At 59.0% G+C, this 15,412-nt stretch carries 13 protein-coding genes; 8 read left to right on the forward strand and 5 right to left on the reverse strand.

Annotation, left to right across the window (positions count from 1 at the left end):
- The first annotated feature begins 26 nt into the window (after positions 1–26).
- Together U5K34_RS13780 and U5K34_RS13785 are read left to right on the forward strand one after the other, a co-directional pair.
- Positions 27–1,058 carry an agmatine deiminase family protein gene (locus tag U5K34_RS13780; protein WP_322568976.1) on the forward strand — a complete coding sequence of 344 codons (1,032 nt, stop codon included), beginning with the start codon at positions 27–29 and terminating at the stop codon, positions 1,056–1,058.
- Positions 1,059–1,297: 239 nt separating this feature from the next.
- The gene (locus U5K34_RS13785) at positions 1,298–2,662 is read left to right on the forward strand and encodes an NAD(P)/FAD-dependent oxidoreductase (RefSeq protein ID WP_322568977.1); all 1,365 of its coding nucleotides are present in this window, start codon (positions 1,298–1,300) and stop codon (positions 2,660–2,662) included.
- Between the two features lie 36 nt (positions 2,663–2,698).
- On the opposite strand, the gene U5K34_RS13790 is transcribed toward U5K34_RS13785, so the two are convergent.
- The 4 genes from U5K34_RS13790 to U5K34_RS13805 all read right to left on the reverse strand — a co-directional run bounded on the left by U5K34_RS13790 (position 2,699) and on the right by U5K34_RS13805 (position 6,690).
- Entirely contained in the window at positions 2,699–3,445 is a 747-nt protein-coding gene (locus tag U5K34_RS13790; RefSeq protein ID WP_322568978.1) for a beta-ketoacyl synthase chain length factor, read from the reverse strand.
- Between the two features lie 41 nt (positions 3,446–3,486).
- Complete coding sequence (locus U5K34_RS13795) at positions 3,487–4,674, reverse strand: beta-ketoacyl-[acyl-carrier-protein] synthase family protein (protein WP_322568979.1); 1,188 nt, start codon at positions 4,672–4,674, stop codon at positions 3,487–3,489.
- Between the two features lie 64 nt (positions 4,675–4,738).
- A complete protein-coding gene (locus tag U5K34_RS13800; RefSeq protein WP_322568980.1) occupies positions 4,739–6,070 on the reverse strand; it encodes an AMP-binding protein in 1,332 nt (443 codons plus the stop codon).
- The gene (locus tag U5K34_RS13805) at positions 6,067–6,690 is read right to left on the reverse strand and encodes a hypothetical protein (RefSeq protein ID WP_322568981.1); all 624 of its coding nucleotides are present in this window, start codon (positions 6,688–6,690) and stop codon (positions 6,067–6,069) included. The genes U5K34_RS13800 and U5K34_RS13805 overlap by 4 nt, the downstream gene beginning before the upstream one ends.
- Positions 6,691–7,167: 477 nt before the next feature.
- Here U5K34_RS13805 and U5K34_RS13810 point away from each other — a divergent pair, with 477 nt between their 5' ends.
- Positions 7,168–8,019, forward strand: coding sequence for a hypothetical protein (locus U5K34_RS13810; RefSeq protein ID WP_322568982.1), 852 nt, complete (start codon positions 7,168–7,170; stop codon positions 8,017–8,019).
- 104 nt (positions 8,020–8,123) lie between these two features.
- Here U5K34_RS13810 and U5K34_RS13815 read toward each other — a convergent pair whose 3' ends face one another.
- Entirely contained in the window at positions 8,124–8,411 is a 288-nt protein-coding gene (locus U5K34_RS13815; RefSeq protein ID WP_322568983.1) for a hypothetical protein, read from the reverse strand.
- Positions 8,412–8,536: 125 nt separating this feature from the next.
- Between U5K34_RS13815 and U5K34_RS13820 the strand changes: the two genes are divergently transcribed.
- The 5 genes from U5K34_RS13820 to mfd all read left to right on the forward strand — a co-directional run bounded on the left by U5K34_RS13820 (position 8,537) and on the right by mfd (position 15,363).
- Positions 8,537–9,427 (forward strand): carbon-nitrogen hydrolase, encoded by an 891-nt coding sequence (locus tag U5K34_RS13820; RefSeq protein WP_322568984.1) that lies wholly within the window; start codon positions 8,537–8,539, stop codon positions 9,425–9,427.
- Positions 9,428–9,658: 231 nt separating this feature from the next.
- Positions 9,659–10,177 (forward strand): retropepsin-like aspartic protease family protein, encoded by a 519-nt coding sequence (locus U5K34_RS13825; protein WP_322568985.1) that lies wholly within the window; start codon positions 9,659–9,661, stop codon positions 10,175–10,177.
- Positions 10,178–10,308: 131 nt separating this feature from the next.
- Positions 10,309–11,061, forward strand: a complete 753-nt coding sequence (locus U5K34_RS13830; RefSeq protein ID WP_322568986.1) for a TIGR04219 family outer membrane beta-barrel protein — start codon at positions 10,309–10,311, stop codon at positions 11,059–11,061.
- Between the two features lie 229 nt (positions 11,062–11,290).
- On the forward strand, positions 11,291–11,794 hold the full coding sequence (locus U5K34_RS13835; RefSeq protein WP_322568987.1) for a DsrE family protein: 504 nt from the start codon (positions 11,291–11,293) through the stop codon (positions 11,792–11,794).
- 98 nt (positions 11,795–11,892) lie between these two features.
- Positions 11,893–15,363, forward strand: a complete 3,471-nt coding sequence (gene mfd, locus U5K34_RS13840) for a transcription-repair coupling factor (protein ID WP_322568988.1) — start codon at positions 11,893–11,895, stop codon at positions 15,361–15,363.
- Positions 15,364–15,412 lie beyond the last annotated feature (49 nt).

The following is a 15,412-nucleotide window of genomic DNA, read 5'->3' on the forward strand; positions in this document are numbered from 1 at the left end:
ATCCCAACAATGATACACCGACGCGTATGAACCGCCGGTTACCCCCCGAATGGGCGCCCCAGAGCGGCGTCATGCTCACCTGGCCTCATGCCGGGACGGACTGGGCCGCGCATCTCGATACAGTGGAACCGGTGTTTGCCGAAATTGCCAGCCAGATCGCCCGCCATGAACCGGTGCTGATCGTCGTGACCGGTACCTCCCATCGCCAGCACGTCGAACAGCAGTTGATTCGCCACTCCTGTCTCCTGACCCAGGTCCACTTCGCCATCGCCCCGAGCAATGACACCTGGGCACGGGATCATGGCCCCATCGGCGTATTGACCCACGATCAACCGCGTCTGCTCGACTTCATCTTTAACGGCTGGGGCAACAAGCACCCCGCCGATCTGGATAACGGTATCACCCGCGAATTACAACGTCAGAAAAGTTTCGGCGACACCCCGGTCGAGACGATCGACTTCGTGCTGGAAGGCGGCAGTATCGACACCGACGGCGCGGGCAGCCTGCTCACCACCCGCGCCTGTCTGCTCAACCCCACGCGCAATCCCCGCTACGATCAAGCGCAGATTCAACAGCAGTTAAAGCAGTCACTGGGCATCGAGCAGATACTCTGGCTGAGCCACGGCTATCTGGCCGGTGACGATACCGATAGCCACATCGACATGCTGGCCCGGTTTTGCCCGGAGAACACCATCACCTATATGCAATGTGACGACCCAAAGGATGAACATCATGCCGAGTTACAGGCCATGCAACAGGAACTGCAACAGTTACGCAACGTCAACGGCGAACCTTACCGTCTGCTCCCGTTGCCCTGGCCGGCACCGATCTACAATGCCGAAGGCGAACGCCTGCCGGCCAGCTATGCCAACTTCCTGGTAATCAACGATGCTGTGCTGGTTCCGCAATACGGCGGCAGCCGGGATCAACAGGCGCTCTCACAACTGCAAACGGCATTTCCCGATCGGGAGATCATCGGCATCGACTGCCGGGCGTTGATTGAACAGTTCGGCAGCCTGCATTGCCTGACCATGCAGTTCCCGGCGGGCGCGCTTTAATGTTTCCCGACTGCGATTAACAATACGCCACCGATATTCCAGCCAGACAAAAATTCCTCAGTTGGCATAACACAATAAAAATGTTACTTTTTGAGTGTCGACTGGGGATGAAAGTAATAAAACCAAACCCGCTATTGATTGGCTGACATGCTCGTCCGTTCATTATATCGATCTATTCCGATTGAACAACTTGGCGAAATATTCGATTCTCGTCCTGAATAATTACCCGGGGCTGCTAAATGCATCACATCACCGATCAAGCGATAAATCCCCTGGATACCAAATCGCATCACTGCCAGGTACTGGTGATCGGGGGCGGACCCGCCGGCTCAACTGTTGCCGCCCGTCTGGCGCAAAAAGGGCGCGACGTGGTGTTGCTGGAAAAAGATCACCATCCCCGTTTTCATATCGGCGAGTCGCTGCTGCCAATGAACCTGCCACTGTTCAAGGCACTGGGGATCGACCAGCAAGTGCAACAGATTGGCGTGATGAAATACGGTGCCGAATTCAATATTCCCGAGATACCGGATAAACCACGCACCTATTATTTTGAACGCGCGTTAAATACCGATACCCCGCCCCATGCCTACGAAGTGCGCCGCTCCGAATTCGATCACCTGTTACTGAAAAATTGTGCTCGCCTCGGTACCCGGGTCCAGGAAGGCATGAAAGTCATCCAGGTCGAATTAAATCACGATCAAACCCGGCGGGTCATCGCACAGGATGACACAGGCAAACAGCACCATTACGAGACAGACTTCGTAATCGATGCCTCTGGTCGTGATACGTTTTTATCCCGTCGGCTGAATCTCAAACAACGCAATCCCGCTCACAACAGCGCGGCGATCTTTGGTCATTTTAAGGGCGTAACTCGACGACCGGGACGCGATGCCGGCAACATCAGTATCTACTGGTTCGAGCACGGCTGGTTCTGGATGATTCCCCTGCGTGATGGAATCATGAGTGTCGGCGCGGTGTGTTTCCCCGAGTACCTGAAACAGCGCCAGTGTCCGCCGGAAGAATTTCTCTGGCAGACACTGGCGCTGTGTCCCCCGGCCCTGGAGCGAATGAAAGACGCTCACTGCGTTGGCGAAGTCAACGCAACCGGTAATTTCTCGTATATCTCCGACTCGGCACACGGCCCGGGCTACCTGCTGGTCGGCGATGCCTTTACCTTCGTTGACCCGGTCTTCTCCAGCGGCGTATATATCGCCATGTCCAGCGCATTTCGTGCCGCCGATGCCGTCGACCGTTGCCTTCAACAACCCGACAAAGCTCCAGGTATACTGAAGGCTTATGAACGGAGTGTGCGCCGGGCCGTCAAGCGTTTCTCCTGGATGATATACCGGTTCAATAGCCCGGCCATGCGCCACTTGTTCATGGCGCCCCGTAACGCCTTGAAAATGGAACAGGCTGTCATCTCCCTGCTGGCCGGCGATGTCTATCGCACTACGCGCGTACAATGGGCGCTCATGGCCTTCAAGGGTATTTACCACCTGAGTTTTATTGCCAATCTGCCACGCACGCTGCGTTTCTATCTTCGCCGTCGACGCAATGCACATTTGAAATTTTCCGGCGGCACCACCCCCCAGGATGAGGGGTGAAACAGACACCAGCAGGGCAAGCACCGTCGGGTGGCTTCAGCCTTCTACGCCAATCTGCAAGGTCAGGTGGTCGTGGCAGGGCAAAGCCAGTTTAGTCGCCTCCTCCTTCGCCAGCGCCATCAACAGCGGTAATGCCGCTGCCGCGGGATTACGTTCACGCAGTGGCGCCAGTTCCTTTGGCAAATCAGGCGGTTGGGCCGTGCCTGCCTTCAATTCAAGATGCAAACATCCCGGCGCCGAAACGCTCGTCGTCCCGCTTAGAAGGAGTGCCGTGGCGAAGCTGACATCCACGTAACCCCGTCCGGCCAGGGCGGGGGGCAAAGCAGAGTCATAACAAATTAACAACACGGGTTGCTGTTGGCCTGTGGCAACGGTCGCCGCTTCAATCAGTCCGGCAGCAAAGGTGTCCGCGCCTGCTGCCAGGCTGGTGGAAAATTGCCGTGAGCCGCTGGCAATCGCCCAGTAACCCGCCGGCGCGTTATGCACTGAATTGTGAAAGTGGGTCGGCGAGACCGGTCGTTCCGGCAAAGTCAGGCTCTGGCAGATCCGATCCACTACCTCCCCGTCGCCCTCGGAAGAGGCAAACACCGAGGCCAGTTCACTCATCGTGTAGCGGTTGTGCCGCAGGGCATCCTCGGCGGTCTGCAACGCCAGCTTGATCAGTGCCGTGGTACGACGTCGCTCGTTCGGCGGCAGCAGACCCGGTCGAAATGCCGGCAGTTCCTGTTGATCCAGCGTCTGCTCGCCCCGCAGGACGGGCCGGGCCGCCTCCCAACCTGCCATGCCCGGTGCCATAAGACCAAGGCTCTCGACTCTCACCCGCATCAGTCACACCACCCGAATATCAATGCGCAGTTACTGCCACCGAAGCCGAAGGAATTGCTCATCGCCACCCGTACCGGCTGCTGCACGGTGTGGCGCAAAACCGGTATCGACAAGGCCGGGTCGATCTCCTGTGTGTTCAACGTGCCCGGTAAAAATCCGTGTTCAATACTCAGGGCACAAAATATCGCTTCGGTGATGCCGGCGGCTCCCAGGGTATGGCCTGTCCAGCCCTTGGTCGAACTGCACGGCACCGCGTCAAACAATCGTGTCACCGACTGATCCTCGGCCCGATCGTTTGAGGGGGTCGCCGTACCGTGCAGATTGATGTAGTCCACCTGAGTCGACCTCAGACTGGCACGACTCAATGCCTGTTGCATGGCTTGCCGCGCTCCCTCCCCCTGCGGATGGGGTGTGGACATGTGGTAAGCATCACTGCTTTCGCCATAGCCCAGCAACGCGATCCCCTCGCGCCCGCCGGCGGGTTCCAGCAACGCAAATCCGGCCGCCTCGCCAATATTGATGCCGTTGCGATGTTTATCCCAGGGACGGCAGGGCTCGCTGGAAACCAGTTCCAGAGCATTGAAACCCAGCAACGTGGTCAGACACAGGCTGTCGACCCCGCCGACGACCGCAGCATCACACCAGCCCGCCGCAATATAGCGGCTGGCTATCGCAAACACCTTGGCACTGGAGGAACAGGCCGTCGAGATCACCTGTGCCGGACCTTCCAGTTCAAGATAGCGGCGAGTGAAATCAGCGCAGGAGTAGGTGTTATGGGTATGCGGGTAATCAAAGCTGGCTGGCAGCGGCCCGTCATTACCGGCACGCTGGCGATAGGCCTGCTCGGTGGCCTCAATGCCAGAGGTGCTGGTGCCCAGAAACAAACCGATACGCCCGGCCCCGTAACGCTCGCGGGCCTTGACCACCCTCCCGGCAAAACCGTCGGTCTCCAGGCCCAGTGCCGCCAGGCGGTTATTACGACAATCGAATGGCGCCAGCGCGTCAGGCAATTCTATTTCTTCAAGGCCATCGACCCGTCCTATCCAGGTTGGCAGGCAGCCGTCGTCGTAGTCATTACGACGCAAACCACTACGCTCCTGCAACAAGGCCGCTTTCGCTGCCTGAAGACCCTGACCGAGCGCGGTAACGGTACTAGAGGCGGTAATCAGAAGCGGTTCGGACGACATAAACTCTTTACGTTAGATTACAAAGTGAAAGCTATTGGCTGTATCGGCGGAATACCGCATGACTTCAGGTATCGCGCTGGCGCAGACGCTCGAACATCGCTAACAGTTCAGCACGGGGCAACTTGCCGGTTTCATTTCGGGGCAGCCGCTGTACCCGATAGAGGGTTCGCGGAATAAATACCGCATCCATCAATTCGCCCATGGCCGCCAGTATCGCCTGTTCAGACAAGGCCGGAGCGACCACCAGCGCACCGATCCGGCCGCCGCGTTCGCGATCTTCATCCAGCAGTAACAGAGCCCCGTCTTCCACCCCGGGGATATCCTGCAAGCGGCGGGTCAGATCGGCCAGCGACGCGCGCTTGCCGGCAATATTGATCATATCACTGTCACGCCCCAGCAGCGTGAAGCCCGCTGCCCGGGATTCAATAATATCATTCAATGGCATTGCCTGAGGCAGAAAATCGGCCTCCACCTGGCAACGACCATCCACACACTGCAGATGGACGCTGTCGTAGGGACGCCATACTGGTTCGGTCAAAGTATGCCGACTGGCGATCGCGCCGGTTTCGGTCGAGCCGTAAATCTCGTGCACCGGACACCCAAAATGGCTCTCTGCCTCGGCCGCCAGATCGGTGGATAACGGCGCCGTGGCCGAAATAACCAGGCTCATCGGCGGCCATGCCAGCGAGGCGCCTACACAGGCTCGTAAATGCACCGGGGTGGTAATAAGCAATCGGGGTGCCGAGACCTGCAACAACGCCTGGCGTACATCCTCCGGGTAAAACGGCCGTCCCCCATGTACCGCCAGCGGCGAATGTAATGCGAATAAAATGGTCGCTTCCAGACCGTACATATGTTGTGGCGGTACCGTGGCAACCAGCGTGCCGCCGGTAAAGCGTTCCAGATTAAAACGCCGCGCGGCCAGCTCGGCCCCGCGCACCAGATCGCCCCAGTATTTGCCATACGGACGGGGTGTGCCGGTACTGCCGGAAGTAAAGATCACCAGCGCTTGCTGATTGGCATCAATCAGCGGAACGTTGTTGCTGCCCCGGGCCCCGAACGGCGGCGTTACAACAAACTGATTCAGTGCCAGTTCCGCGCAGGGCTGATCGACCAGACAATAACTGCCCGGATACTCCGCCGCCACCGCGTGGACCACGCCGGTGGCACGGTTGGGCGGTAACAGGCACAGCTGTCTCCGGATCAACAGCGCGGCGAACGCCAGCAAAAAAGCATAACGGTCCTCACATAAATTCACGGCATGTGAAGCCTCTGGCAGGCGTTGCGCCAGTGCCAGTGCCTGCGCGAGAAATTCCTGCGTCGTTATCGCCTGCCCCTGATGCCAGGCGATGATCGCCCCGGGGGCATGTATTGTCAGCGGCAACTGCTGGCTCATTTCCAGCCACCGCGGGAACCCAGTCGCGCCATAGCACGCAGGAAATCAATAAAACTGTATTGCGCTCGCTGCGGAAAGCGCCGCCGGCGCAAGACAAACTCGGCAAGAAAAAATAACAACACCAGCAGATACCCCAGCAGATTGGTAAACAGCGACCACCACTGACGACTGGCACAGCAAGCCAGCAATACGCTAATGACGCCCAACAAGCTCAAAAACAGGGCCCACGCCAGAGTGACATTCCGGGTGTAGCGCCGCACGGCCATATCCGGTTCGCCATCCAGCAGGCGAGCAAAGCGTGTCACCAGCGGCTCGCGCTCGGGTAACAGGCTCAGGGCGAAAACAGTTGCGAAACCAAAGTAAAACAACAAAGGTGGCCAGATCAGCAGCTCGAAACGATCCTGCAGCATCAACCCGGGCAGGATGATTAACGTCGCCGCCAACAGGGCGGGCAAATAGCGAAACCCCTGCGCACGCCACCCCGCCAATACGCCGGCCAGCACCGCCAGCGCCACGATCGCCGGAAGAAAACGCCCCGTGATCACCCCGTAATGCACTGCAACCGGATAGGCTATCACCAGCAATGACGAAGCACGGCACGCCACGTCTAACTCACGCAACGGGCAATCGGAACCCGGCAACAAAACGGGACATGGCCGGCGAGAGGAAAAGGCCGACGGCCACGAGCGGCCCGCACCTGGCGGATGAACATCAGGTTGCGCACTCCGACACGCGATGCGATGTGTAACTTTGGCATTCTCGTTATCCTGTTAAAGACAATTCCCAGGAGGGTAGTTCATGATTATTTTTCTTATTTAGTGTCAACGGCGATGGCAAGGCGCAAAGCCGCTTGTCATCTGGCCCACGGCCGCCCGATTATATATAATTTATGTCAGTATTCAATTATCTCTCTCGCACAGCATGGCGACGCCGTAACGACCCGACTCATGTCACTTTTATCCATCAATTACAACCCTGCACCGTCCGACCCGGCAAACAAAAACAGTGAAACACAAGCGTTCGCCGTTATTCGCTACGGAGCTGACAGCAGCTGTATTGCACGCACCACAGAGGGGCTTCTGAGTATCGATATAGCGATGCCGGTACTCGGTGAACAGCAACACATTTTCGAGATATGGCACAGCGATCGGCCGATGCAGCAGGAACAGGTCGGGCCGTTACAACTGTTACACAATGGCATTTTTATGTTCGGCGCCCTGCAGGTGGATGAGTGCGAGGGACTGGAACAGGCAACGCAGGATGCCTATATGCTGATCCTCGAACATCTGAGCAGGCAGGGTTATCCCTACCCGTTGCGCATGTGGAACTATTTGCCGGATATCGTCGGCCTCGATGATGGTGTGGAGCGCTATCAGCTTTTTTGCACTGGCCGGCATATTGCACTGGCGACAGAGCCCGAGTATGAAACGCGCCTGCCAGCGGCCAGTGCGCTGGGCACTACCGGTGCCGGATTTGTTATCTACTTCATCGCCGCGCACGAACCTCCGCTGCAGATCGAAAATCCCTTGCAGGTCAGCGCATTTCACTATCCGGCCTGCTATTCACCCAGGAGCCCGTCATTTTCCCGCGCCACGGTCAAACACTGGCCGGACAGCACACAGTTTTATCTGTCGGGAACGGCCAGTATCCGTGGCCACGAAAGCCGGGGAAAGGACGATATACAGAGCCAGCTACAACTGACACTGGATAACATCGAACATTTATTAACCCATGCCCGGCAACAATGTCCGACACTCAAAGACAAGCTCGATAACCTGAGCCTGCTCAAGATCTACCTGCGCCGGGGCGAAGATTACACGCTGGTTCGGGATCATCTGCAACAACGTTTCGGCAGCACCTGTCCCCTGCTCTATCTGCAGGCCGACATCTGCCGTAAAGAATTGCTGATTGAAATCGAGGGCTGGAATACTTTCGACAGCGCCAGATAACGGGGCTTTATTTAAACTCGGGAAATTCTGAGGTTAATGCCCAGCGTTCGGTTTCCTTATCATATTCCCAGATCTGGGAATCGGTGATTTCCCGAACGATATTATTATTGGTATTGAAATAACGCATTTCCACCATCTGCACCGCTTCGGTCGTTGGTGGCATTGACGGTAAGCACCTTGTAGCCGGTGACCTTGATATCCCTGAGCCGTTTTTTCTGTCGTTGGCTCAGTTCGGGGGGATCCTTGTAGTACTGTACCGCCAGCTCCAGGCGCGACCAGCGCATGCTGTGCTCGTAGGCGCGCAGGACCTTATCCAGGTCCTCCAGTTCACTCGGCGTGGTATTACAGGCCGCCAGTAATAACGCCAGACCGATCAACAGCCACTGTTTCATGCTTCCCCCTTCCCCGGTATTGATGTACTCACTGTCCGGGCAGTATAAACAGTCGCGGTAACAACGTATATCCTTTGCCCTGCGGGGCTTGTTAAACTCACAACCGGCTCTCCAGGAAACGAACGATGACCCAGCCTCTGAAAACCGCCCTGATCCAGCAACGCTGCGCTGCCGACCGCCAGGCCAATCTGCAGGCCTCCGGGGCCGGCATTCGCGAGGCCGCCGGCGCCGGCGCCAGACTGATCCTGTTACAGGAACTGCATACCGGCCCCTATTTCTGCCAGCGCGAGGATCCGGCGCTGTTCGATCTGGCCGAGCCGATCCCCGGCCCGACCACCGAGCAGCTCGGTGCCCTGGCGGCGGAACTGAAAGTGGTGATCGTCGCCTCGCTGTTCGAAAAACGCGCTGCCGGGCTGTATCACAATACCGCGGTCGTCCTGGAAGCCGACGGCCGCATTGCCGGGATCTATCGCAAGATGCACATTCCCGACGATCCCGGTTATTACGAGAAGTTCTATTTCACCCCGGGCGATCTCGGCTTTACCCCCATCGACACCTCGGTCGGGCGACTCGGCGTGCTGGTCTGCTGGGATCAATGGTTCCCCGAGGCGGCCCGGCTGATGGCGCTGGCCGGGGCCGAGTTGCTGCTCTATCCCACTGCCATTGGCTGGGACGAGAACGACTCTGCCGAAGAACAGCAGCGCCAGCTCGAGGCCTGGCAGCTCAGCCAGCGCGCGCACGCGGTGGCCAACGGCCTGCCGGTGCTGGCCTGTAACCGCACCGGCGTGGAGACCGACCCCGTGACCGGCGATCGGATCCGGTTCTGGGGCCACAGCTTCATCGCCGGCCCGCAGGGGGAAATCCTGGCCGAAGCCCCGGCCGACGAGGAGCAGCGGCTGATCACCGAGCTCGACCTGGCCCGCAGCGACAGCGTCCGGCGCCTGTGGCCCTATCTGCGTGATCGACGCATCGACGCCTACGACGACTTGTTATTGCGCTATAGCGACCGCAAATAATCAAAAGCGCCCGTCACAGCGCGGTTTTTTTCGTGGTCTGGCCTGGTTGCAGTAGAAGGAAAAAGCTTATCTCTCGCAGAGACGCCACGGCGCAAAGTAATCTGATATCAATCATGCTCAGCGTGCTTTGCGCCTCTGCGAGAGCCTGGTCTCTGGTCGGTGTACACAATGTTTCGGTGCTGTGTGTACTCGAAAGGACAACCTGCCGGAACGTCGTAACAGGATAGTGAGATGAATTCACCCGAACAACAGCAACGCAAAATCGGCAAAAGCATGGTGTTCGCCATGTGGCTGGTGCTGCTGGCCCTGCTGACCCTGTTTTTCGACAAGTACCTGGGCGATCAGCAAAACCCCAACCAGCAGGTGGTGCAGCGCCAGGCGGCCGACGGCAGCCGGGAAGTGGTGCTGAAACAGAACCGCTATGGTCACTATGTCGCCAACGGCAAGATCAACGGTCAGGAAGTGACCTTTTTGCTCGATACCGGCGCCACCGATATCGCCATCCCCGAAAATGTCGCCAACCGCCTGGGGCTGGAGCGCGGTCGCCAGGTCACCTTCCAGACCGCCAACGGCCTGGCCCGGGGCTATGCCACCCGCCTCGACAGCGTCAGCCTGGGGCATATCCGGCTGACCGATCTGCCCGCCTCCATCAATCCCAATGTGAGCGGCGATGAAATCCTGCTCGGGATGAGCTTTCTCAAACAGCTGGAGCTGAACCAGAAAGACAATATCCTGACGTTGCGCCAGTGAGCGGCCCGCTCCGAACCCGGGCGCCCGGCACAAATCGGGGATAAAGCCCTTGCATCATGCGCCGATAAGACAATAATGGCGACTATATCAGCCAAGAATTCACTCATTATTCAAGAAAAAGGACGATCACTATGTTGTTACGCCAACTTGCCATTGCCCTGCCCGCCCTGGCGATGGGCTCACCGGCCTTCGCCGACTTCATCGGTGCCCGCTTCGGCGCCGGCATGTGGGATCACGATCCCAGCGGCCATATCCGTTATCAGACCACTAACAGCAGTCACAACGCCGACCTCAAGAACGATCTCAATCTGGAGGATGACAAGGAAGGTTATTTTTATGCGCTGGTCGAGCATCCGGTGCCGCTGATTCCCAACATCAAGGTCATGCAGACCAACCTGACCAGCAGTGGCTCCGGGACCATCAACTCCACATTTGACTATGGTGGTACAACCTTTTCTCAATCCCAGCCGATCACATCGGAACTGGTGCTGGATCACACCGACGTCACCCTCTACTGGCAGCTGCTGGACAACGTGGTCAGCTTCGACTTCGGCCTCACCGCCAAGATGGTCGATGCCGAAGCGACCCTGACCAGTGGTAGCGATACTGTGAACAACAGCTTCGACGGCATCGTCCCGATGGGTTATCTCGGTGTGGGCGTCACCCCGTGGCCGGGGCTGGAATTCCGTGTGGAAGGCAACGCGCTGGACATCGGCGACAGCAGCCTCACCGACGTCACCGCGCGGGTCAGCTACACCACCAGCTACTTGCTCGGCATCGAAGCCGGTTACCGTTCGCTGGAAATGGAGCTGGACGATCTGGATGATGTCTATGCCAACATGAAATTCGACGGTCCCTTCCTTGGGGTTTATCTGGACTTCTGAAAACACAGGGACGAGTGACGAGGGCCGAGGGACGAGGAATTTTTATTTCTCTCCCCGGCCCTTTTCTTTTACTCAACAAAAGTATTTACATTGCTTGCTCGACCAATAACACTACAGATAGCAAGACATAATTATTTCTGTTAACAGCGCTTTTACTCGGCACTCGTACCTCGTGACTCGGCCCTGTCTCTTCTATACTGGGTAAAGGCCCCGTTAAAGGAGTGCCGCCATGACCCGTCCACTGGTTCTGTTATTCACCCTGTTGCTGTTCTATAGCCCTGCACATAGCGGGGAAATTGTCAAAACGCCCTATGAAGATCCCAAAGTGGTGTTCGATTTCTATTTCGATCACCCGGAGAAGATCAACTCGGCCCTGTACTGGGTGCGCTCCTATATCAATCCGCTGGGCGAGGCGCCGTATAACTTTTCGCCCGAATTCATGAGCATCAAGGTGGTCATTCACGGCACCGAAATTGTCACGGTCGCCAAACACAATTATGAAAAGTACCGGGACGCGGTCGAACGCATGAAATATTACGACCAGCTGGGCGTGGAGTTCATCGTCTGCGGCCTGGCGGCCAAGGATTACGATTACCACACCGACGACTTCCAGGATTTCATCAAACTGGCCCCGTCGGCCATCACCGAACTGGTGCACTGGCAGCAACAGGGCTACGGGCTGATCACCCCCAATATCATGGATAAAAAGCTCTCTATCGACGAAATTCGCTGAATCCCTGCCGGGAAGGCCGCCGATAGTTTTCACATCCGCGGCCGATCCCGCTAAAATGACCACCCTGTTTTCGCCGTGGTCAGCCGCCAACCGTTCGCATGTCAGACGTCTCCCTGTGTAATCCGTTTCATCCGCCGCTGCCCGGGCGGGCCGGCGAGCTGTCCCGCTGGGGGCAACTGTATGGCAACAGCCCGGCGCTGGTCATCGCCCGGGCGGCCCGTGAGCATACCGGGCCGCTGGTGGTCATCGCCGCCGACACGGCCGCCGCCCAGCGCCTGGAATATGCGCTGCGCTTTTATCTGGCCGACACCGATCTGCCGATTCTCAATTTCCCCGACTGGGAAACCCTGCCCTACGATGTGTTCTCGCCGCATCAGGACATCATCTCCGGGCGCCTGACCAGCCTGTATCACCTGCCCGACATGCCGCAGGGCATCCTGCTGATTCCGGTCCAGACCCTGATGCATCGCCTGCCGCCGCCCGAGTATCTGCAGGCCAACACCCTGATGCTGGATCGCGGCCAGACCCTGCAACTGGATGAAATGCGCCGGCGCCTGGAATCGGCCGGCTACCAGTGCGTCTCGGCGGTCATGGAACACGGCGAATTCGCGGTGCGCGGCAACATTCTCGATCTGTTTCCCATGGGCAGCGAGGTGCCCTATCGTATCGAGCTGTTCGATGACGAGATCGAAAGCATCCGCCTGTTCGATCCCGAGACCCAGCGCTCCACCGACAAGGTCGAACAGGTGCGCCTGTTACCGGCCCACGAGTACCCGCTGCACAAGGAGGCCATCTCCCGCTTCCGTCAGGCCTTCCGGGCCCGTTTCGAGGGCGATCCGCAAAAGGCCCGGGTCTACCGGGATGTGAGCGAGGGGCTGGCCAGCGCCGGCATCGAGTACTATCTGCCGCTGTTTCACGAACGGATGGCGACCCTGTTCGACTACCTGCCGCAGGCGACCCTGTTCCTGGGCGAAGCGCAACTCGAGGAAGCCGCCGAGGGCTTCTGGACCGAGGTCGGCCAGCGTTACGAGCAGCTGCGCCACGATCAGGAACGCCCGCTGCTCAGCCCGAGCGAGCTGTTCCTGCCGGTGCCGGAGCTGTTCGCGGGCCTGAAACAGCACCCGCGGGTCGCACTGCAAAACTTCAAGTTCGAAGAAGACAGCGCCGTCCAGTTCGCCACCGAAGCGCCGCCGCCGCTCAATCTGGACGTGCGCGCCGCCGAGCCGGCCCGCCAGCTCAGGCAGTTTCTGGACACCTTCCCCGGTCGCGCTCTGTTCGCTGCCGAGACCACCGGCCGGCGCGAATACATCCTGGATCTGCTGGGCCACTATCACATCCGCCCGCGCGAGGTGGACAGCTGGCAGCAGTTTGTCGACAGCGACGAACGGCTGGCCATCACCGTCGCGCCGCTGGATCAGGGCCTGCTGCTGAACGATCCGGCGCTGGCGGTGATCGCAGAAACCCAGCTGTTCGGCCAGCAGGTACAGCAACGGCGCCGGCGCAAGCAAAGCGATCGCGACAGCGACGCGATTGTTCGCAACCTGGCCGAACTGACCGTCGACGCGCCGGTGGTCCACGAGGATTACGGCGTGGGCCGCTACAAGGGGCTGCAGACGCTGCAGCTCAACGGCCAGGACACCGAGTTTCTGACCCTGGAATACGCCGGCGCCGACAAGCTCTATGTGCCGGTCAGCTCATTGCATCTGATCAGCCGCTACACCGGCGCCTCGCCGGAGACCGCCCCGCTGCACAAGCTGGGCAGCGGCCAGTGGGAGAAGGCGCGGCGCAAGGCCGCCGAACGGGTGCGCGACGTGGCCGCCGAACTGCTGGACATCTATGCCCGGCGCGCGGCCCGTCACGGTTACGCCTATCATATCGACGAGGCGCACTATCGCGCCTTCGCCGCCGGCTTTCCCTTTGAAGAGACGCCCGATCAGCAACAGGCCATCGACAACGTCATCGAAAGCATGCGCGCCGATCAGCCCATGGATCACCTGGTCTGCGGCGATGTCGGCTTCGGCAAGACCGAGGTCGCCATGCGCGCCGCATTCATCGCCGTGCAGGACGGCAGGCAGGTGGCGGTCCTGGCGCCGACCACCCTGCTCACCCAGCAGCATCTGGAGAACTTCCGTGACAGATTTGCCGACTGGCCGGTGCGGGTCGAGGCGCTGTCCCGGTTTGTCAGTACCAAACAGCAACAGGCCATCATGCGCGATCTCGAGGCCGGCAAGGTGGATATCATCATCGGCACCCACAAGCTGCTGCAAGGCGATGTGCAATACCAGAATCTGGGCCTGGTGATCATCGACGAGGAACACCGCTTCGGCGTACGCCAGAAGGACAAGTTCAAGGCGCTGCGTTCGGAGGTGGATGTGCTGACCCTGACCGCCACGCCGATCCCGCGCACCCTGAACATGGCCATGTCCGGCATGCGCGACCTGTCCATCATCGCCACCCCGCCGGCGCGGCGTCTGGCGATCAAGACTTTCGTCAGCGAATGGCAGGACGGGTTGATCCAGGAAGCCTGCCTGCGCGAGATCCGCCGCGGCGGGCAGGTCTATTTTCTGCACAACGACATCGAGACCATCGAAAAGCAGGTCAGCAAGCTGGCCGAGCTGGTTCCCGAGGCGAGCATTCGCCACGCCCACGGCCAGATGCGCGAGCGCGATCTTGAACAGGTGATGTCCGACTTCTATCACCAGCGCTTCAATATTCTGGTCTGCACCACCATCATCGAAACCGGCATCGACATCCCCTCGGCCAACACCATCGTCATCAACCGCGCCGATCGCTTCGGCCTGGCCCAGCTCTACCAGCTGCGCGGTCGCGTCGGCCGCTCCCATCATCGCGCCTACGCCTATCTGATTACGCCCTCGCGCCGGGCCATGAGCCAGGACGCGCAAAAACGACTGGAAGCCATCGAATCGATCCAGACCCTGGGCACCGGCTTCACCCTGGCCACCCACGATCTGGAGATCCGCGGCGCCGGCGAACTGCTGGGCGACGAGCAAAGCGGCCAGATGATGGAAATCGGCTATCACATGTACACCGAACTGCTGGAGCGCGCGGTCAAGGCATTAAAAGAAGGCCACGAGCCCCAGCTGGACAAACCCCTCAACCACGGCGCCGAGATCAACCTGTACTGCCCGGCCCTGATCCCCAACGACTACCTGCCCGACATCCACGAGCGCCTGATCCTCTACAAGCGCATCGCCAACGCCGCTGACTCGCAGGAGCTCAAGGATCTGCAAGTGGAAATGATCGACCGCTTCGGCCTGCTGCCCGAGGAAGTCAAAAACCTGTTCGCCGTCACCGAACTCAAACTCAAAGCCCTGCCGCTGGGTATCCGCAAGATCGAACTGGGCGAAGAAGGCGGCCGCATCCTGTTCGTCGAACAGCCCGATATCGATCCCACGCGGATTATTCAACTGATCCAGTCACACCCGGATCAATACAAACTGGATGGCGGCGAGAAACTGCGCATCAACAAGGAACTGCCCGAGACCGAAGACCGGTTCATCGAACTCAACACCCTGCTGGCGACACTGGCGGAGAAGGAAGCCGCCTGAGGATCAGGAGCTAGGTGTGATCTCTCAATAGGTTGTTCATCCGGAACGA

Source organism: Thiohalophilus sp. (assembly GCF_034521165.1).
Taxonomy (GTDB): Bacteria; Pseudomonadota; Gammaproteobacteria; order UBA6429; family Thiohalophilaceae; genus Thiohalophilus.